The sequence below is a fragment of the Streptomyces sp. TRM68416 genome (genome assembly GCF_014596915.1).
Classification (GTDB): Bacteria; Actinomycetota; Actinomycetes; order Streptomycetales; family Streptomycetaceae; genus Streptomyces.
In genome coordinates, this window is sequence record NZ_JACVWU010000010.1 from 227,291 (window position 1) to 245,382 (window position 18,092).

Sequence of the window (18,092 nt, forward strand, 5' to 3'; positions counted from 1 at the left end):
TCAGTCCACCGCCGCGTTCTTGGTGGCTTCCTTCACCGCGATGGACGGGACGCCGTACTTGTCGTAGATCTTGATCAGGGTGCCGTCGTCGATGAGGGACTGCAGCGCCTTCTGGATGGCGTCCGTCAGCTCGGGCAGCTGCTTGCTGACCGCGATGCCGTTGGGCGAGGCGTTGTAGCCGCCCGGGGCCGCGGGGTCCTCGACGAGGTCGAAGGCCTTGCCGCTGTCGGCCGTCTTGGCGACCCAGCCGGCGGCCGGCTTGGTCAGCACCTGGGCGATCACCTTGCCGGAGCGCAGCGCGAGCTGGGCGTCGGAGTCCTTGGGGAAAGTCTGGATGTCGATCGTGCCCTTGCCCGCGCCGGAACAGGCGGCCTGGTGGGACTTGAGCAGGTCGAGCTGGTTGGTCGCGGCCTGGACGGCGACCTTCCGTCCGCACAGGTCGTCGAGGGTGGTCACCTTCGCAGGGTTGCCGTCGCCGACGAGGATGCCGGAGCCGGACTGGGAGTAGTCGACGAAGTCGACGACCTTCTGGCGCTCCTTGTTGTCCGTGATCGCGGACATCGCCACGTCGAACTTGCCGGCCTGGATGGCGGGGACGATGCCGTCGAACTTCTGGGGGGAGAAGGCGAAGGTCACGCCGAGCTTGGCGCCGAGGGCCTGGCCGAGGTCGTAGTCCAGACCGGTCAGCTCGGTCTCGCCCTCCTTCACGTACATCTCGAAGGGCGGGTACGGCACGTCCGTCGCGACGCGCACCTCGCCGGCCTTCTTGATCTTCTCGGGGAGCAGGTCGTGCAGCTTCTGGTCCTTCACGATCTCCACGCCGCCGATGACGACCTTGCCCGACGGGGCGGCGGGCTCGTCACCGCCGCAGGCCGACAGGGACAGGAGCAGGGTCGCCGCGACGGCGGCGGCCGCGGGGCGCGCGATAGGAGCGTTCATCGCCTGGAACCTCTCGGTGGTTATCTGCCGACGGAGTCTGACCGCCCGGCACTGCTGCGAAATTACAGAGGAACCCATGCGATGGCTAGATGTAAGTCCCATTACGTTCATGTAACGAGAGTTCCGGCCTTGCTACTGGGGTGATTTGGGCATTTTTGACGCACCCTCGTGGCTCAATCCCGGCGGTTGCGGCGCTGCCCCGGACTTACATCTTCCCCATCAAAACCATTACTTGTATGTTCCGCTACCAATCCCGCAGCCCTCGTCCGACGGCCGCGGCATCGGATCAGCCCCTTTCCAGGAGTACACATGACACACCGCCCCTTCACGCCCCCGGCAGCGGCCGCCGTCGTCCTCACCGCGATGGCCTCCGTGCTGATGGCCCATCAGCCGGCGCAGGCGGCGGCCGACCGCATCCGGCTCGGCAGCGCGTCCGACGTCAGCCGCAGCACGTGGAACGGTCCGGCGTTCACGATGAACGGAGCCGGCGGCATCGTGACGGCCTCGATGACCCGGGCCATCGACGAGATCCGCGGCGGCACGGGTAGCCTCGACGTGGTCGTCGTGGCCGGTTCAGCGCCGACGTCGGGCAGCAAGACTCCGGAGTGCGACACGATCACGGGGCTGACCGGCGTCAACTCCTGTACGACGTGGACGCTGACGACGGCGTCCGACGGCAACAACAGCCAGATAAACACCGACGTCCGCAACGCCGAATTCGTCTACTTCGCCGGCGGCGACCAGTGCCGCTACGCCGCCTGGAAGGGCACCGCCCTGGAGGCCTCCGTCGAGTCGGTCGTCGCCAAGGGCGGCGGTTCCGGCGGCGGCAGCGCGGGGCACCACATCAACAGCCCGATCGTCTACGACGCCTGCAACGGCAGCGTCACCAGCGCGGAGGCCCTCGCCAACCCGTACGACCGGTACATCAGCTTCACCACCGGCATGTTCGAGTGGGCGAACTACGGAGCCGTCATCAACGACTCCCACTTCGTGACCCGCGACCGCATGGGCCGCACCATGTCCTTCCTGGCGCGCGCCGTGAAGGACGGCCTCGCACCGGGCGGCTCCGCCTGGGGCGTCGGCGTGGAGGAGGGCGGCGGGTCGCTGTTCCTCGACCGCAACGGCATGGCGACGCAGTACGGCAAGGACGCCTACGTCGTCCTCGCCGACCATCAGCCGGAGCAGGCCGTCGGCAGGAAGCCGCTCACCTACAGCGGCTTCAAGATCTGGCGTCTGAGACCGGGCTCCACCTTCGACTTCAAGAACCGCCCCACCTGCGGCTACTACCTGCGCAGCGTCACGGACGGCGTGACCGACGCCAACCTCTACAACGGGACGCCCCTGACCGACTGCGGCACCCAGGGCGGCGGCGGGTCCACGGTCGCGGAGAGCGAGCCCAACGACACGCGTGACACGGCCGACGACGCCACCGCGCTCGCCTCGCCCGGCACCCTCACGGGCAGCATGAAGTCGACGAGCGACCGCGACTACTTCAAGGTCTCCGTGGCGGCCGGTCAGACCGTCTCGGTGAACTGCGCCGTGCCCACCGCCTACGACGCCGACGTGTACTGGCTCGACGCGAACGGCAGTACCCTGACCCGCTCCGTGAACGACGGGGCGGGCACCGACGAGTCCCTGTCGTTCACCAGGACCGCGACCGGAACGGGCACCGGCACCTACTACCTCGACGTGGAGGCCTACAGGGGCTCCGGCACGGCCACCTACGCCTGCACCCTCACCAGAAGCTGACGCCCCCCGCGGGGCCCCGCCCCGCGGGCATCCCGTTCCGCACCTGACGTACCGCACGTGAGGTCCCGGCCGGGACTCCGCCTCGCCGGACTACCACGTGCGGGCAAGGCGCCACGGGTCGAGCAGCTCGTCGAGTTCTCCTTCGGTCAGCAGCCCGTCACGGGCCGCCAGCTCGCGGACAGGCACCCCCGACGTGCGGCACTCCCTGGCCAGGGCTGTGGACCGCTGGTAGCCGATGACCGGATTCAGCGCGGTGGCGAGGCCGGCGCTCCGCTCCACCAGGGCGCGCAGGCGCTCCTCGTCGGCCTCGATGCCGAGGACGCAGCGCTCGGCCAGGATCCGACAGGCGGCGGTGAGCCGGTTCGCCGAATTGAGCAGGTGGTGGACCATCAGGGGTTCGAAGGCGTTCAGCTGGAGCTGCCCCGCCTGGGCCGCCGCGCAGACGGCGGCGTCCGCGCCGAGGACATCGAAGCAGACCTGGTTCACGGCCTCGGGCATCACCGGATTCACCTTGCCCGGCATGATGCTCGACCCCGCCTGGAGCTCCGGCAGCCGGATCTCGCCGAGGCCCGCCCCGGGACCCGAGGCGAGCAGCCTGAGATCGTTGCAGATCTTGGACAGTCGTACGGCGAACTGGCGGAGGGCGCCGGAGAGCCGGACGAATCCGCCGATGCCCTGCGTGCTCTCCACCAGGTCTCGGGCGGGCCGGACCGGCACGGACGCGACGGTTTCGAGGTGGGTGACGGCCAGCCGGGCGAAGCCCTCGTCCGCGTTGAGCCCGGTGCCGATCGCCGTGCCCCCCAGGTTCACCTCCAGGAGGGAGGCGGCGGCCAGGCCGATGAGGTCGGCGTCGTCCCGTACGGTGAGGGCGAACGCGTCGAACTCCCGGCCCAGCGTCATCGGCACGGCGTCCTGGAGCTGGGTGCGCCCGAGCTTCACCGTCTTCGCGAAGTGCCCGCCCCGGTCGCCGAAGGCGTCGCGCAGCACGGTCATCGCGTCGAGCAGCCGGCCCGCGGAGGCGTACACCGCCAGCTTGGCCGCCGTGGGATACACGTCGTTGGTGCTCTGGGAGCGGTTCACGTCGTCGTTGGGGTGCAGGTGCTCGTAGCGGCCGCGCGGGTGGCCCAGGATTTCGAGTGCCCGGTTGGCGACGACCTCGTTGGCGTTCATGTTGGCCGAGGTGCCCGCGCCGCCCTGGAAGACGTCCACGACGAACTGGTCGTGGAGGCGGCCCGTGCGGATCTCGCGGCATGCCGCCACGACCGCCTGGGCCCGCTCCTCGGGAAGGGCCCCCAGCTCCAGGTGGGCCAGCGCGGACGCCTCCTTCACCGCGGCGAGCGCGACGACGAGTTCGGGGTGCGACGAGAGCGGTATGCCCGTGAGGGGGAAGTTCTCCAGCGCGCGCAGGGTGTGAATGCCCCAGTACACGTCGTCCGGCACTTCTCGCACACCGATGAGATCGCGCTCTTCGCGTCGCATGTCCGCCCCTCACTGTCGGTACAGGCGACTCGCACGCCACCCGCCATGAAGTATCGAGCATTACAGATCAGGCATGCAACCGCTTCTTCGAATCATTTGTTACGACACAAGGCGCACCTCGACGACCGCACCGGGCCGCCGCAGGTCACCCGGCGTAGGTACCCCGGACGAGGCTTTCACCGGAGTGGTCGGGTTTGCCGTTGTACGGCTGGACGGAGACGTCCACGACGGAGTACTCGCGCAAGTCGATGGTGTCCGGGACCGGCAGAACGGCGCGGCCGTCGGGGCCGAGGACACCCATCGAGACGAGTTTCGTGTGGCTGCTGTCCATCAGCCACACCTCGAAGTAGCCGGAATTCTCGGGCAGCCCCTTCACGGTGATCTCAAGGGACCGCCGCCCGCTGTCGTTCGTCAGTCCGGCGAAACCGGCCGAGCCGGTGCGCAAGGTCTGGAGGCGCTTCCCTTCGGCGACGGTGCTCACCCGGGCGGTCTCGCTCCGGGTCATCCACCAGGTGATCGCGCTTCCCGCCGCAGCGCCGAGGAGGGCGGCGCACGCCGCGAGGGCGACGGCGAAGCGGCCGAAGCGCCGTGGCGCCCGGGGGCGGGGTTGGGCCGCAGGGGCGGGCGCGGGCGGGCGCAGGGGGGCGACCGCACGGCTCTGGAGGCGGAGTTCGGCGGCGATGGCGTCCCACGTATCGTCCGGCGGGGCGATCAGCTCACCGTCCGGGGGGACGCCGGGCGACGCGGCGACGACACGGCGCAGGCTCTCGAACTCGCGGCGGCAGGCGTCGCATTCGTTCAGGTGGAGGGAGGCCGAGGGGTCGGTTTCCTCTCCGAGGGCCATCATCGCCAGCGTCTCTTCATCGGTGTGCTTCACCGTCCACCTCCAACCGCTTCTTGAGACGCATCAGACCACGCCGTGTGTGCGTTTTCACCGTTCCGAGCGGAAGTCCGGTGCGCTCGGCGATCTGGGACTGGGACAGGTCCTCGTAGAAGGCCATCCTGAGCACGATTCGCTGGTGGTCGGTGAGTTCTTCCATCTCCCGCGTCAGCACGACGTAGTCCACCACCGACTCGGCCGCGAGGGCCGACGGCTGGGCCGAGCCGGCCAGCGAGGCGAGGGCTTCGATGTCCCGTGCGTCGCGCGAGCGGCGGGTGAGCGCGTCGGCCACCTTCTTGTGGGTGATGCCCAGCAGCCAGGTCTTGAGCGCTCCGCGCCGCGGGTCGAAGTTCTCGCGGCTCCGCCACGCCCCGACGAACACCTGCTGGGTGACGTCCTTCGCCTCCTCCGCGTCCCCGAGCTTGCGCGCAGCGACCGTGTGGACGAGGGCGCCCCATCGGCGGTACGCCTCTTCGAGGGAGGACTCGTCGCCTTCGGCGAACCCTTCGCCGAGTCTGTCCTCCGGCATCGCGGTCGGGGCCGGGGCACCGGCCGGGAGGACCCGGGCTCCGCTCCACCTGGCGGTCATCGGGGCACCTCCACGGCCGTGACGACGAGGTTGTTCTGGTAGCCGCCCCTGTCGGGCAGGTAGGGGCCGGCGCACGTGACGAGGTTCAGTACCGCGGGCCCGTCCCGGTCGAAGACCGCGCTGCTCACCAGGGCCGCCTTGCCGAGGGTGCGGCGAGCGGTGATCTCGTACGTGAGGGTGGTGCCGTCGTCGCGCGCCACCCGCACCCGGTCGCCCTGCCGGACCTCGGTCAAACCGAACAGCACACCGAGGCCCAGGCCCTTCGCGTCGACGTGCCCGACGACGACCGAGGAGCCCCGGTCGGCCCCCGGAGCGGGTGAGTAGCGGTACCAGCCCACCCGGTCCGGATCCTTCGGGACCTCCATCTGCCCGTCGTCGGCGACGCCCACCGGGTCGATCGGGGCCCGGAGGCCCAGCCGGGGGATCACGAGCTCGCGCGGCGCCGGGACGGTGGACGCGGCCGGAGCGGCCGGGCCCGCGGCAGTGCGGGAGGGCGCGGGGCTCGCGGTCTGCTGCGTCTTCGGTGCAGCGGTGGCGGTCGGCGCGGTCCCGAAGTCGCCGGTACCGGCGGCACGGTCGGCCCGGGCACCGGCCAGGAGGAGCGCCGCCACGGCGAGGACGATGCCGAAGAGAGCCATGACGGCACCGAGGAAGGTGCGGCGTTGCGCGCGGGCCGTGCCCATGTCCGGCCTTTCCGGTGAGGCGGTCGTCCGGTGCGGTCAGCCACACGGGCTGACCGCACCGGACAACCGACGGGAGTCGGGGCAGGTACTACCGGCTCAGGCGGCTTCGTGGCGGCGGCGCAGCAGGTAGCCGGAGGCGCCCAGCGCGACAAGTGCGCCCAGGGACAGGGCGCCCAGCACGCCTTCGTTGTGTGCGACCGCGGCCTCTCCGGTCTCCCCGGCGGGTACGCCGCTGGGCGCGGAGTGCATGCCGGTGATGCTCTGGGTCTTGAGCGCGAGGTTCTTGTCGGTGGCGCTGCCCCAGGCGTAGACGACGGTGTTGCCGCCCTCGGCCAGGTCCAGGGTCGCCGGACCGATCGCCACCGTGTCCGTACCGGCCAGGACGACGTCGGCGGAGACCGACCCGGCCGCCACCTCCCCCTTCGCCTCCTTCGGGTTCTCCAGGTTCTTGAAGACCGCGGTGCCGTCGGCGCGGACGTCCACCGCGGGGGCGGCGGCGACGTGGCGGACGGTCACCCGGGCCTTGCCGGCGGGAACCTTGGACGTGTCGTTGACGAAGGCGTCGAGTGCGGGCTTGCCGTCGGCGGTCAGATGGGCGACCAGCGTGGCGTCGGCCCCGGCGGGGACCTCGACCGTCTTCTCGATGGCCGGGGTGCCCTTCGGGCCCTCGCCGTCCTTGAAGACCTTGATGTCGTAGGAGCCCGGGTCCAGCTTCAGCGGGTCGGTGAGCGTGCCCGGGGCGAAGTCGGGGAGCAACTCCTTGTCACCCGCGTAGACGTCCACGGTCAGGCCGGGAACACCGTGGAACACCGACACCGTGGCCTGCTCTCCGGCAGCCTGCGGCTGGGCGAACGCGGTAGCGGCGGCGGTGGCGGTCAGGGCGACGGCGATGCCGGCGGAGAGAACGGCACCAGCAGAACGAGTGTTCATGACGTTGATTCCGATCGTCCGGTCGAGAAGGGTCTCGATCCCTCTGGGTGAGGAGGTATTCCGCCGACTCCTCCCGATCGGTTTCACCCGCACTCGAATCCCGTCGCGGAAACGGGCCGCCCACCCCCTGACGGCGGCACGCCCGTCCGCACGGCTTTCACCCTCCGTAAGGAACTTTCACCTGGTTGTCGCAGGTCGCGGTAGTGACGGAAGGTGTGGAAGCCTCTGCTCATGGTCACGGGAGAGCCGTCGGCCAGGATCGTCCGCCATCCGGTCGGGCGGTCTCACGGGGGGCCACCCCCTCGTACACGGTGTCGCGCGCGCCTCGCTCGGCAGGCGCAAGAAGGATCGGGGATCACACCAAGGACGATCCTGATCGGCTCGATCAGCCCAGAAAGCTCAACCGCACCTGACGGTTGGCATTGTCTTTATTGGTGTCGACCAGGCACACCGACTGCCACGTCCCCAGCTCCAGCCGTCCGCTCACCACCGGCAGCGTTGCGTGCGGGGGAACGATCGCGGGGAGGACGTGGTCGCGGCCGTGGCCGGGGCTGCCGTGGCGGTGCTGCCAGCGGTCGTCGGCGGGGAGGAGGGTGTGCAGGGCGGCGAGGAGGTCGTCGTCGCTGCCGGCGCCCGTTTCGATGATGGCGATTCCGGCTGTGGCGTGGGGGACGAAGACGTTGAGCAGGCCGTCGCGGCCGGAGGCCGCCTCCCGCAGGAATGCCTCGCAGTCGTGGGTGAGGTCGACGATCCTCTCCGTGTTGCCGGAGGCGATGTTCAGAACTCGGGTGGTGAAGGTGTCTGACATGTCCTCCATCCTCGCCTATCCGGCCGTCGCGGGGCGCGAGCCGCCGCCCGGAGTGTGACGCGCGCGTGAAGTTCGGCGAAGGGGCGTTGACCAGGGGAAGGGCGCCTCGTTACGTTCGGCCGCATGTTGCGTTCAGCCCTGCTCACCACGCGCGGTCACATCGACCTGCTGCGGGTGGTCTCCGCCGCGTGTCGTCGCGGCCGCTGACGCCTTTCCCCCTTCTCTCGTGCGCGCGCCGAGGCGCGTTTCCCTCCTGATCGGCCGCTCGCCGCCTCCGTGGAGTACCCATGAGCATCAGTCATGCCCCGCCCAGCTCTCCCAGGCCGGATATGTCCCTGAAGTACGGCACTGAGGAAGCCATCGATCTCGTTCCGCTGCGTCCCGCTTCCTCCCGTCGCGCTTCCCTCCCCCGCTGGCTGCGCCGCACCGCCGGCCCGCTGCTGCTGCTCGCGCTGTGGCAAGTCCTCAGCGGTACGGGTCTGTTGGCCGCGGACGCCCTCGCCTCGCCCGGGCGGATCGCCGAGGTGGGGTGGGGCCTGGTCGCCGACGGGTCGCTGACCTCCGCCATGGGCACCTCGCTGCGGCGCGTGGCCGCCGGGCCGTCGCCTTCCAGGCGCCGCGGCTGATGCCGTGGAAGAAGGTGTGGCGCAATGTCGTGCTCGGACTGCCCGGAAGGCCCGAACGCGCCCTCGCCGAGCGGGCGCTGGAGGAGGTCGGCCTCGGGCACCGGTCGGCCGCCTGGCCCCGGACGCTCTCCGGCGGCGAGGCCCAACGCGCCTCCCTGGCACGGGCATTGGTGCGCGAGCCCGATCTGCTGCTGCTCGACGAGCCGTTCGGCGCGCTGGACGCGCTGACCCGTATCAAGGCCCAGCGTCTCGTGGGCGAGTTGTGGCGGCGGCGCGGCTGCGCGGTCCTGCTCGTCACGCATGACGTGGAGGAGGCCGTACTGCTCGCCGACCGCGTGCTCGTGATGGACCGCGGTGCGATCGCGCACGAGCAGCCGATCGACCTCGACCGACCCCGTGACATCACCGATCCCCGGTTCGCCGAGCTGCGCGCCGAGCTGCTGGAACGGCTCGGTGTCGACACCGCCGCCGAAGCCGCCTGAAGCCACCTGAAGCCGCCTGAACCCTCCGCGAGACCCGAGAACGGCCCCCTCATGCGACGACGCCTCGTCCCCGCCGCCCTGCTGCTCCCCCTCGCCCTGCTCCTCACCGCGTGCGGCGGGAGCCCGGCCGCCCGGAGCTCCTCGGACACCGACGGCCGGGGCTCCCTCACCCTCAACGTCGGTGATCAGAAGGGCGGTTCGGAGGCCGTCCTGCGTGCCGCGGGAGAGTTGAAGAACCTCGACTACAGGATCAAGTGGTCCACCTTCACCTCCGGCCCGCCGCTGCTGGAGGCGGTCAACGCGGGGGCCGTCGACATCGGTGGCGTGGGCAACACCCCGCCCGTCTTCGCGGCCGGGGCCGACTCGAAGATCACGGTGGTGGCCGCCTGGCACGGCACGAGCAAGGGCGACGCCATCCTCGTACCGGAGGGCTCGCCGTTGAAGGAGCCCGGGCAGTTGAAGGGCAGGTCCGTGGCCGTGGCGCAGGGTTCGTCGGCGCACTACCAGTTGGTCGCCTCGTTGAGGAAGGCCGGGCTGGGGCTGGGGGACGTGCGGGTGAAGTACCTTCAGCCGGCCGACGTGCTCGCCGCGTTCACCTCCGGCCAGGTCGACGCGTGGGCGGTGTGGGACCCGTACACCTCGCAGGTGCTCCGGGCGAAGCAGGGGCGGGTGCTGACGACCGGGGAGGGGGTGACCAACGGGCTGACCTTCCAGGTGGCGGCGCCCTCCGCGCTGAAGGACCGGAGGAAGGCCGCGGCGATCGAGGACTACCTGGAGCGGCTGCGGCGCGCCGACGACTGGGTGCACGGGCATCAGCGGGAGTGGGCGCGGGTGTGGACCGAGGAGACCGGGCTGCCGTACGAGGTGGCGCTGGCCGCGGTGGGGCGCTCCTACGCCTCCCGCGTGCCGGTCGCGGTCGACGCGCCGCTGATCGCGTCCGAGCAGGAGATCGCGGACACGTTCACCGCGCTGAGGCTCATCCCGCGCAAGGTCGACTTCGCGAGGTTCGCCGACCCCGCGTTCAACGGGAGTCTGCCGCCCTCCACGACCGCGCCCCGCACCTCCTGGGGCGGGAAGATCCACGGCCTCGGTGCGGTTAGTAGAAGCGTGAACAACATCGAGGTAGTCGTCATCGGTGCCGGTCAGGCCGGACTGGCCGGTGCCTATCACCTGCGCCGGACCGGGTTCGAGCCGGAGCGCGACTTCGTCGTCCTCGACCACTCCCCCGGGCCGGGCGGCGCCTGGCAGTTCCGGTGGCCGTCGCTGACGTACGGCAAGGTGCACGGCATGCACGCGCTGCCCGGGATGGAGCTGACCGGCGCCGATCCGGCGCGGCCGTCCGCCGAGGTGATCGCCGAGTACTTCGACACCTACGAGCGGACCTTCGACCTGCGGGTACGGCGACCGGTGGACGTGCGGGCCGTACGGGAGGGCACGGACGGGCGGCTGCTCGTCGAGACCTCGGCCGGGGTCTGGTCGACGCGGGCGCTGATCAACGCGACCGGCACCTGGGACCGGCCGTTCTGGCCGCGCTACCCGGGGCAGGAGACCTTCCGCGGACGCCAGCTGCACACCGCGCAGTACCCCGGACCCGAGGAGTTCGCCGGACTGCGGGTCGTGGTGGTGGGCGGGGGTGCCTCGGGGACGCAGCACCTGCTGGAGATCGCCCCGTTCGCGGCCGCCACCACCTGGGTCACCCGGCGGCCTCCGGTCTTCCGCGAGGGGCCCTTCGACGAGGAGGCGGGCCGGGCGGCGGTCGCGCTCGTCGAGGAGCGGGTGAGGCGAGGGCTGCCGCCGAAGAGCGTGGTGTCGGTGACCGGGCTGCCGCTCAACGACGCGGTACGGCAGGGGATCGCGGACGGCGTCCTGGACCGGCGGCCGATGTTCGACCGGATCACCCCGGACGGCGTGGCCTGGGACGACGGCCGCCGGGTGGACGCCGACGTCATCCTGTGGGCGACCGGGTTCCGGGCGGCCGTCGACCATCTGGCGCCGCTGCGGCTGCGCGAGCCGGGCGGCGGCATCCGGGTCGAGGGGACGCGGGCGGTCGCCGATCCGCGGGTCCACCTCGTCGGCTACGGGCCGTCGGCGAGCACCATCGGCGCCAACCGCGCGGGGCGCGCGGCCGTTCGGGACATCAGGCGGCTGCTGGCCGGGGAGCCGGTCGCCGCGTGATGTCCCGCCCGGCTACTTGGCCTTCTGCTCTGCTTGCTGGTTGCGGTTGAACTCGGCGACGTTGCGCTGGTGTTCCTCGTAGTCCGCCGTGAAGCGGGTGTCGCCGGGCTTGACGGTGACGAAGTACAGCCAGTTGCCCGGGGTGGGGTTGATCGCGGCGCGCATCGCGTCCTCGCCCGGGTTGTCGATGGGGGTCGGCGGCAGTCCCATGCGCTGGTACGAGTTGTAGGGGCTGTCGATGCGGGTGTCGGCGTCCGTCGTCCGCAGTGTGGAGCGGTTCAGCGCGTAGTTGATGGTGGAGTCCATCTGGAGCGGCATGCCGCGCTCCAGCCGGTTGAAGACGACCCGGGCCACCTTGCCCATGTCGGCCTTGGTGGCGGCCTCGGCCTGGACGATGCTCGCGATGGTGACGGCCTGGTAGACGTTCATGGCGTTGCGCTGGGCGCCGGCCGCGATCGGCGCCCCGTTGAACTTCTTGTTGGCGGTGTCGACCATGTACGACAGCAGCGACTCGGGCGTCGCCTTCTTGCCGTTGTGTTCGAGCGGGTAGGTGGCGGGGAAGAGGTAGCCCTCCGGGTTGCCCTCGGCATCGTTCGGCAGCTTCAGATCGGCCTTGCCCAGGGACTTCTTGGTCGTGCCCGGCGGCAGGGCGAGGCTCTTGTCGACGGCTTCGTAGACCTGGCCGGCGCGCCAGCCCTCCGGGATGAGCAGGGTGGTGGGCTTCTTCTCCTCCTCGCTCTGCAGGCTCAGCAGCGGCACCGCCACGGCGGTGCCCGCCACGACGGCCCCGGTCGCGATGAGGACGAGACGGCCCCGGCGCGTCAGACGAATCGCGCTCCGTGGCGGAGTGTTCATGTGCATGCGGGCACGTTAACCCGTAAATCATCCTAATCCCGGCATATCGTCATCTTGTCGGCTCCAGTCGGGCGTCCCGGCGGACCAGGGCCGCGTAGCGGCCGTCCCGCTCCAGCAGCTCCTCGTGCGTACCGCGTTCGACGGCCCGCCCGGAGTCCAGGACCACGATCTGGTCGGCGCCCCGGACGGTGGACAGGCGGTGCGCGATGGTGAGCGTGGTCCGGTCGGCCGAGAGCGCGTCGATGGCCTCCTGCACCGCGCGTTCCGTACGGGTGTCCAGAGCGCTGGTCGCCTCGTCCAGGACGAGCACCGGCGGGTCCCGCAGGATGGTGCGGGCGATGGCCAGGCGCTGCTTCTCGCCGCCGGAGAACCGGTGGCCGCGCTCGCCCACGACCGTGTCGTAGCCGTCCGGCAGGGCGGCGATGTGGTCGTGGATCTGGGCCGCCTTCGCCGCCTCGTGCAGTTCCTCGTCGGTGGCGTCCGGCTTGGCGAAGCGCAGATTGTCAGCGACCGAGGCGTGGAAGAGGTACGTCTCCTGCGAGACGACGCCGACCGCGCGGGCGAGGGTGTCGAAGTCGAGGTCGCGGACGTCGACGCCGTCGAGGGTGACGCGGCCGCCGGTCACGTCGTACAGGCGTGGCACGAGGTGGCCGAGTGTGGACTTGCCCGCGCCGGTCGGGCCGACGATCGCGAGGCTGCCGCCCGCGGGGACGGTGATGTCGATGCCGTCGAGGATGGGGGCGCCCTGGCCGTCGTAGCCGAACTCGACCTTCTCGAAGCGGACCTCGCCCTTGACCCGGTCCAGGTGGACGGGGTTGTCGCGCTCGGTGATGTCGATCGGCAGGTCGAGGTACTCGAAGATGCGCTGGAAGAGCGCCAGCGAGGCCTGGATCTGGACGCCGGTGCCGAGCAGGCTGACGGCCGGGCGGAACAGGCCCTGTTGGAGGGAGACGAAGGCGACGATCGTGCCGATCGAGACCTGCGGGCCGCCGAGTTGGAGGGCCAGGCCCGCGGTCCAGTAGATGACGGCCGGCATGGCCGCCATGACGATCGTGATGACGGCCATGCGCCAGCGGCCCGCCATGTTCGAGCGCACCTCCAGGCCGACGAGCTGCTCGGACTCCGCGGCGAAGGCGCGGGTGAGCGAGTCGGAGCGGCCCATGGTGCGGCCGAGCAGGATGCCGCTGACCGAGAGCGACTCGGTCACGGTGGCGGCCATCGCGGCCATCTGCTTCTGGCGCTGGGTGGTGATCTTCCTGCGCTCGTTGCCGACGCGGCGGCTGATCCACACGAAGACCGGGAGCAGCAGGAGCGAGACGACGGTCAGGCGCCAGTCCAGGGCGATCATCGCGGCGATCGTGGCGACCACGCTGGTGAAGTTGGCGACGAGCGAGGTGGCGGTGGAGGTGACGGTGGCCTGCATGCCGCCGATGTCGTTGGCGATGCGGGACTGGACCTCGCCGGTGCGGGTCCGGGTGAAGAAGGCCAGCGACATGCGCTGGAGGCGGCCGTAGACGGCGGTGCGCAGATCGTGCATGACCCGTTGGCCGACGGTGGTCGAGATCAGGGTCTGCAGCACGCCGAAGACGCTGGTCAGGACGGCGCCGACGATCATGCCGAGCGCGAGCAGGCTGAGCAGGCCGGTGCGGCCCTCGGGGATCGCGACGTCGAGGATCTCCTTCAGCAGGAAGGGGGTCGCGACGGAGACGAGGGAGGAGGCGGCGACGAGCAGGCCGACGACGGCCAGGCGTCCGCGATAGGGGCGGAACAGGCGCAGGATGCGGCGCACCTGCCGGGGTTCTTCCTTGGTGTCTTCCGGCGGTGTCCAGTCGGGGGTGTGATCGGGATGCATGGGCTCCTACGGGGAGGTGAGGCTTCTACGGAGAGGTGAGGCTTTTACGGGGATGCGGCTTCTACGGGGGTGCGGCTGAAGAAGGGCTGACGGAGCTTAGCTCATTGTTACCTATGCTCACAATGAACATCATCCTGATATTGTTCCCGCATGACCACCCCCGATCCCGACGGCCTGCTCGCCGAGCAGTTGCTCCGCCTCACCCGGCGCGTGCACCGCATCCAGAAGCGGCACATCGAGCAGTCCGGCCTGGGCGTCACCCCGGCCCAGTCCCGGCTGCTGCGCACCCTCGCGCACTACCCGGCGCCGCCCCGGATGGCCGACCTCGCCGAACGCCTGGAGGTGGTTCCGCGCGCGGTGACGACGCTGGTCGACGGTCTGGAGGCGAGCGGCAAGGTGCGGCGGGTGCCGGATCCGGCGAACCGGCGGGTGATCCGTATCGAGCTCACGGACGACGGGGTCAAGGCGCTCCGGGAACTGCACGGGGCGCGCCGGTCGGCCGCGCAGGAGATCCTGGCGCCGCTGACGGGCGAGCAGCGCGAGGTGCTCGGGGACCTGCTGGACACGCTGGTGGACGGCGAGCGGCGCTGCTGATTCTCGGGGCTGGTGATGCGCTGTCGGCGCACGCGGAGCGGGCCGCGACCACCGGCAAGTGGTCGCGGCCCGCTCCGTAGGGGATCTCAACTCGTCTCGGAGACCGGTTCCTTTTCCTTGGCGGGCTGCTGCGCCGGTGCGGGTTCCTCGCCGCCCAGCACCTTCTTCGCCTTCTCGATGTCCAGCGCGCCCTCCCAGCGCGAGACGGCGAACACGGCGACGCAGTTGCCGAGGAGGTTCGTCACGACCCGCATCGAGTCCATGATCCGGTCCACGCCCAGCAGCAGCGCGACGGCACCGGCCGGGATGGCTCCGAGCGACGAGGCGGTCGCGGACAGGGCGAGGAAGGCCGAACCGGGGATGCCCGCCATGCCCTTGCTGGTCAGCATGAGGACCAGGATCACGGTGATCTGCTGGCCGAGGCTGAGGTCGACCCCGACGGCCTGGGCGACGAACAGGGTGCCGATGGAGAGGTAGAGCGAGGCGCCGTCGAGGTTGAAGGAGTAGCCGGTGGGCAGGACGAGGCCCACCGCGTCGTCGCGGGCTCCGGCCTTGCGCAGCTTCTGCATCACGCGCGGCATGACGGACTCGGTGGACGCGGTACCGAGTGCGAGGAGCATCTCCTCACGGATGTAGCGCAGGAACTTCCAGAGACTGAGCCCGGTGAGCAGCTTCAGGGCGACGGCGAGCAGCACGATGAAGAACGCGGCGGCCGCGTAGCACAGAACGATCAGCTTGGCGTAGGTCTCGACGACACCGAGGCCGTAGTTGCCGATCAGGACGGCCATCGCGCCGAACACCGCGAGCGGGGCGAGGCGCATCACGAAGCCGACGATCGCGAAGATGACCTCCTGGGCCTGCTCGATGGCGGGCAGCACCTGCGGGACCTTGGTGTGGCCGAGGTGCAGCAGTGCGGCGCCCACCAGGCAGGCCAGGATCAGCACCTGCAGGAGGGAGTTCTCGGCGAAGGCGCCGATGAAAGAGGTGGGCAGGGCGTGCAGCACGAACTCCGTCGTCGACGGCAGCGAGCCGCCGCCCGTCTTCTCGTCCACCGCCGCGGAGTCCAGCGTGGACGGGTCGACGTTCATCCCGGCACCGGGCTGGACAACGTTGGCGGCGAGGAGCCCGATGATCAGCGCGAGCGTGCTCGCGACCTCGAACCAGATCAGCGCCTTCAGCCCGATCCGGCCGAACGCCTTGAGATCGCTGGCCTTGGCGATGCCGACGACGACCACGCAGAACACGAGCGGGGAGATGATCGTCTTGATGAGCCGGATGAAACCGTCGCCGAGCGGCTGGAGGTCCGCTCCGAAGCCGGGCCACAGCTTCCCGACGACGATTCCGAGCACGAGCGCGCAGGCGACCTGCGCGAAGAGTGAGGTACGCAGCAAGCGTGCGACGCGTCGCGGCAGGGACGGGACGGACGGCGGCACGGGCACTCCTTGGGGGGACGGTGGTACACAGAAGCCGGGACGGGACTTCTGCAGGACTTCTCTGTCTCGTTCAAGGACTCCCAAGGACTCCCAAGGACTTCAGGACTTCCAAGGGCTTCCAGGGCTTCCAAGGACGTCTGCGAGCCCCTGGAAGTCCCTGGACGAGACTTCTGCGATACGGAAAGCGCCTTCCGTGCGGATCACTTTCCCGGCGCTGTGGATCCCGTACGCGACCGCCGTGTTGCCACCGTGTAAATCACGCCCCGCGTGACGCATCGCACACCGCGCCCCCCTCAGCAGCGACTGCGATCCTCCGTCAGCACGCCTTGGGCGGTGGCCAACTCGCGGTCGTAGCAGCCCTCGGAGCCGTACAGCCGGTAGCGCTCGCGTGAGGTGCCGACCGCGTGCCGCTGGTCGCGCGGCACGTTCACCGTCCAGGTCGCGTCGCCCGCGTAGGTGTCGTCCAGCCGTAACCAGAAGGTGCGCCGCCCGTCCCGCGTCACGTCGAGCGCGGCCCGGTCGCCCAGCGTCAGCACGGTGCGCAGCCGGTCGTCCGTGCCGAGCGTGGTCGTGCCGTCCATCGTGTACGTCCGGTTCGTGCGCGTCGTACGGGCCGGACGCGCACGACGGTCGTCGACGGTGACCGACTCGTCGTCCCGCCAGGTGGCGTCGAGTGCGTCGGTGGTCTCGCCGTCGGTCCACCGGTGGACGGAGTCGTGCGCCAGCGAACGGCGGACGGTGGTCCACACCCGGCCGTGCGAGGTGTCGACGTATCCGGCCACGGTCAGGCGGTGCGCGCTCCGGGTGTCCACGCGGTGCGCCTCGGAACCCGGTGTGTACGTGGAGGAGTTGGCCAGGCCCCCGTCCCTGTGGGCGGTGAGTTCGCCGGAGACGTGTGCGCGTCCCTCGTCCTGCCAGACGAGGATGTTCACGGGGGCGCTCCAGCCGGGCCGCCCCTCGGGAAGCCCGGCGACGGAGACCTCCACCCGGTGCGGACGGCCGTCGTTGAGGATCCCCGCGAACGGCGTCAGGTCGTATTCGATCGGCTTGACGTCGAAGGCGCGCGGTCCCGGAACGACGTACCAGAGGAACGGGTTGGACCAGCCGCCGGTCCACACGTGCGGGAACGGCGCGGCGATACCGGCCAGTTGTCCGTCGACGCGGATCTGCACCTCCCGGTTCGGGCCGTCGGCGGCCTGGCAGGAGTACGGGGCGGTGTCCGGCACCGAGAGGTACCAGTACTCCTCGCAGCCGCCGCCGGATCCGGTGGCGTACACCTCGGCGACGATGCGTTCGCTGTTGCGCGGGGTGGTGAGGGCGCCGTCGTCGAGGGTCAGGATCCGGTCGGGAACGGTGGCGGGCCTGCCGGTGTGGAAGGTCAGGGTCACCTTTACGTCGATGATGCCGGTGAAGGTGTCGTCGACGACGTTCCCGATGAGCATCTCGACGTCCTGGCCGGTGCGGAGGGTGTCGCTGTAGCGCGTGACGTCCTTCTCGACCGACCACTCGATGCCGTCGGGCGAGGGCTGCGGGGTGGAGGTGCGGAAGATCTCGACGCCGCCGACGCTGACGTGGCCGAGGCGGTCGTACTGGCGGCCCTTGACCTTGCCGTCGAGCCGCAGCACCACCTTGCTCCAGCTGTCGCCGCAGCCGTGGGGCGGTGTGTATCGGCCCCGGTAGGGCGTGAAGTCGCGGAACTGCGCCTCCGCCAGGGTGACCCGGCAGGAGGGGGTGCCCGGTGCGGTGACGGGCGGGGCGGCGGTGACCGGGTCGTGCCAGTCGCTGCCGAACTCGGCGGGGACTTCGGCGGCCGCGGCCGGGCCGACCCCGAGAAGGGTGCTCGCCAGGAGGGTCGCTCCGGTGAGCATGGACATGATTAACCGGCGTGTCATGCGGGTGTTCTACGGGGAGTCGGCCCCCGCTCGCAATGGGGCACCGGAGCACGCGTGGGGCGGGCAGCCGGATCCGTTCGCCCGTGTGGAAAACCGTTTGCTTCCGACCGTGCCGCGACGCGAACC

Annotated in this window: 15 protein-coding genes and 1 pseudogene; 5 read left to right on the top strand and 11 right to left on the bottom strand. The window is 70.6% G+C overall.

The features are described 5' to 3' along the window. Nucleotides 1–939: an ABC transporter substrate-binding protein gene (locus tag ICC28_RS18445; RefSeq protein WP_188289687.1), complete on the bottom strand. Its 939-nt coding sequence runs from the start codon at nt 937–939 to the stop codon at nt 1–3. Nucleotides 940–1,248: 309 nt separating this feature from the next. On the opposite strand from ICC28_RS18445, the gene ICC28_RS18450 reads away from it, so the two are divergent. Next, nucleotides 1,249–2,688 carry a pre-peptidase C-terminal domain-containing protein gene (locus tag ICC28_RS18450; RefSeq protein WP_223189035.1) on the top strand — a complete coding sequence of 480 codons (1,440 nt, stop codon included), beginning with the start codon at nt 1,249–1,251 and terminating at the stop codon, nt 2,686–2,688. A 90-nt stretch (nt 2,689–2,778) separates the two neighbouring features. Here the strand turns inward: ICC28_RS18450 and ICC28_RS18455 are convergent, their stop codons facing one another. The 6 genes from ICC28_RS18455 to ICC28_RS18480 form a co-directional block, all read right to left on the bottom strand. Beyond that, nucleotides 2,779–4,167: an aspartate ammonia-lyase gene (locus ICC28_RS18455; RefSeq protein WP_188289688.1), complete on the bottom strand. Its 1,389-nt coding sequence runs from the start codon at nt 4,165–4,167 to the stop codon at nt 2,779–2,781. Between the two features lie 145 nt (nt 4,168–4,312). Continuing rightward, on the bottom strand, nt 4,313–5,044 hold the full coding sequence (locus ICC28_RS18460) for an anti-sigma factor domain-containing protein (protein WP_188289689.1): 732 nt from the start codon (nt 5,042–5,044) through the stop codon (nt 4,313–4,315). After that, nucleotides 5,028–5,636 (bottom strand): sigma-70 family RNA polymerase sigma factor, encoded by a 609-nt coding sequence (locus ICC28_RS18465; protein WP_188289690.1) that lies wholly within the window; start codon nt 5,634–5,636, stop codon nt 5,028–5,030. The genes ICC28_RS18460 and ICC28_RS18465 overlap by 17 nt, the downstream gene beginning before the upstream one ends. Further along, complete coding sequence (locus tag ICC28_RS18470) at nt 5,633–6,319, bottom strand: class F sortase (RefSeq protein WP_223189036.1); 687 nt, start codon at nt 6,317–6,319, stop codon at nt 5,633–5,635. The genes ICC28_RS18465 and ICC28_RS18470 overlap by 4 nt, the downstream gene beginning before the upstream one ends. A gap of 96 nt (nt 6,320–6,415) precedes the next feature. Beyond that, nucleotides 6,416–7,249 carry a DUF4397 domain-containing protein gene (locus ICC28_RS18475; RefSeq protein WP_188289691.1) on the bottom strand — a complete coding sequence of 278 codons (834 nt, stop codon included), beginning with the start codon at nt 7,247–7,249 and terminating at the stop codon, nt 6,416–6,418. 385 nt (nt 7,250–7,634) lie between these two features. After that, nucleotides 7,635–8,057, bottom strand: coding sequence for a secondary thiamine-phosphate synthase enzyme YjbQ (locus tag ICC28_RS18480; RefSeq protein WP_188289692.1), 423 nt, complete (start codon nt 8,055–8,057; stop codon nt 7,635–7,637). Nucleotides 8,058–8,469: 412 nt separating this feature from the next. On the opposite strand from ICC28_RS18480, the gene ICC28_RS18490 reads away from it, so the two are divergent. The 3 genes and pseudogenes from ICC28_RS18490 (at nt 8,470) to ICC28_RS40620 (ending at nt 11,340) form a co-directional block, all read left to right on the top strand. Next, complete coding sequence (locus tag ICC28_RS18490; RefSeq protein WP_411158609.1) at nt 8,470–9,165, top strand: ABC transporter ATP-binding protein; 696 nt, start codon at nt 8,470–8,472, stop codon at nt 9,163–9,165. Nucleotides 9,166–9,216: 51 nt separating this feature from the next. Next, nucleotides 9,217–10,173: pseudogene (locus ICC28_RS40615) on the top strand (ABC transporter substrate-binding protein); the annotation flags it as partial. A 99-nt stretch (nt 10,174–10,272) separates the two neighbouring features. Continuing rightward, a complete protein-coding gene (locus ICC28_RS40620) occupies nt 10,273–11,340 on the top strand; it encodes an NAD(P)-binding domain-containing protein (RefSeq protein ID WP_317454043.1) in 1,068 nt (355 codons plus the stop codon). 12 nt (nt 11,341–11,352) lie between these two features. Here ICC28_RS40620 and mltG read toward each other — a convergent pair whose 3' ends face one another. Both mltG and ICC28_RS18505 read right to left on the bottom strand, forming a co-directional pair. Beyond that, nucleotides 11,353–12,201 (bottom strand): endolytic transglycosylase MltG, encoded by an 849-nt coding sequence (gene mltG, locus ICC28_RS18500; RefSeq protein WP_188289694.1) that lies wholly within the window; start codon nt 12,199–12,201, stop codon nt 11,353–11,355. Nucleotides 12,202–12,244: 43 nt separating this feature from the next. Next, complete coding sequence (locus tag ICC28_RS18505) at nt 12,245–14,047, bottom strand: ABC transporter ATP-binding protein (RefSeq protein WP_188289695.1); 1,803 nt, start codon at nt 14,045–14,047, stop codon at nt 12,245–12,247. A gap of 150 nt (nt 14,048–14,197) precedes the next feature. On the opposite strand from ICC28_RS18505, the gene ICC28_RS18510 reads away from it, so the two are divergent. Next, nucleotides 14,198–14,641 carry a MarR family winged helix-turn-helix transcriptional regulator gene (locus tag ICC28_RS18510; RefSeq protein ID WP_188289696.1) on the top strand — a complete coding sequence of 148 codons (444 nt, stop codon included), beginning with the start codon at nt 14,198–14,200 and terminating at the stop codon, nt 14,639–14,641. 86 nt (nt 14,642–14,727) lie between these two features. Here the strand turns inward: ICC28_RS18510 and ICC28_RS18515 are convergent, their stop codons facing one another. Beyond that, nucleotides 14,728–16,074: a cation:dicarboxylate symporter family transporter gene (locus ICC28_RS18515; RefSeq protein ID WP_188289697.1), complete on the bottom strand. Its 1,347-nt coding sequence runs from the start codon at nt 16,072–16,074 to the stop codon at nt 14,728–14,730. Nucleotides 16,075–16,367: 293 nt separating this feature from the next. After that, nucleotides 16,368–17,966: a peptide-N4-asparagine amidase gene (locus tag ICC28_RS18520; protein ID WP_188289698.1), complete on the bottom strand. Its 1,599-nt coding sequence runs from the start codon at nt 17,964–17,966 to the stop codon at nt 16,368–16,370. Between the last annotated feature and the right edge of the window lie 126 nt (nt 17,967–18,092).

What these genes read in the sequence shown, in the direction of transcription:
- mltG (WP_188289694.1), bottom strand. Translation starts at nt 12,201, where the DNA reads ATGCACATGAACACTCCGCCACGGAGCGCGATTCGTCTGACGCGCCGG.
- ICC28_RS18450 (WP_223189035.1), top strand. Translation starts at nt 1,249, where the DNA reads ATGACACACCGCCCCTTCACGCCCCCGGCAGCGGCCGCCGTCGTCCTC.
- ICC28_RS18510 (WP_188289696.1), top strand. Translation starts at nt 14,198, where the DNA reads ATGACCACCCCCGATCCCGACGGCCTGCTCGCCGAGCAGTTGCTCCGC.
- ICC28_RS18470 (WP_223189036.1), bottom strand. Translation starts at nt 6,319, where the DNA reads ATGGGCACGGCCCGCGCGCAACGCCGCACCTTCCTCGGTGCCGTCATG.
- ICC28_RS18505 (WP_188289695.1), bottom strand. Translation starts at nt 14,047, where the DNA reads ATGCATCCCGATCACACCCCCGACTGGACACCGCCGGAAGACACCAAG.
- ICC28_RS18480 (WP_188289692.1), bottom strand. Translation starts at nt 8,057, where the DNA reads ATGTCAGACACCTTCACCACCCGAGTTCTGAACATCGCCTCCGGCAAC.
- ICC28_RS18465 (WP_188289690.1), bottom strand. Translation starts at nt 5,636, where the DNA reads ATGACCGCCAGGTGGAGCGGAGCCCGGGTCCTCCCGGCCGGTGCCCCG.
- ICC28_RS18455 (WP_188289688.1), bottom strand. Translation starts at nt 4,167, where the DNA reads ATGCGACGCGAAGAGCGCGATCTCATCGGTGTGCGAGAAGTGCCGGAC.
- ICC28_RS18520 (WP_188289698.1), bottom strand. Translation starts at nt 17,966, where the DNA reads ATGACACGCCGGTTAATCATGTCCATGCTCACCGGAGCGACCCTCCTG.
- ICC28_RS18475 (WP_188289691.1), bottom strand. Translation starts at nt 7,249, where the DNA reads ATGAACACTCGTTCTGCTGGTGCCGTTCTCTCCGCCGGCATCGCCGTC.
- ICC28_RS18445 (WP_188289687.1), bottom strand. Translation starts at nt 939, where the DNA reads ATGAACGCTCCTATCGCGCGCCCCGCGGCCGCCGCCGTCGCGGCGACC.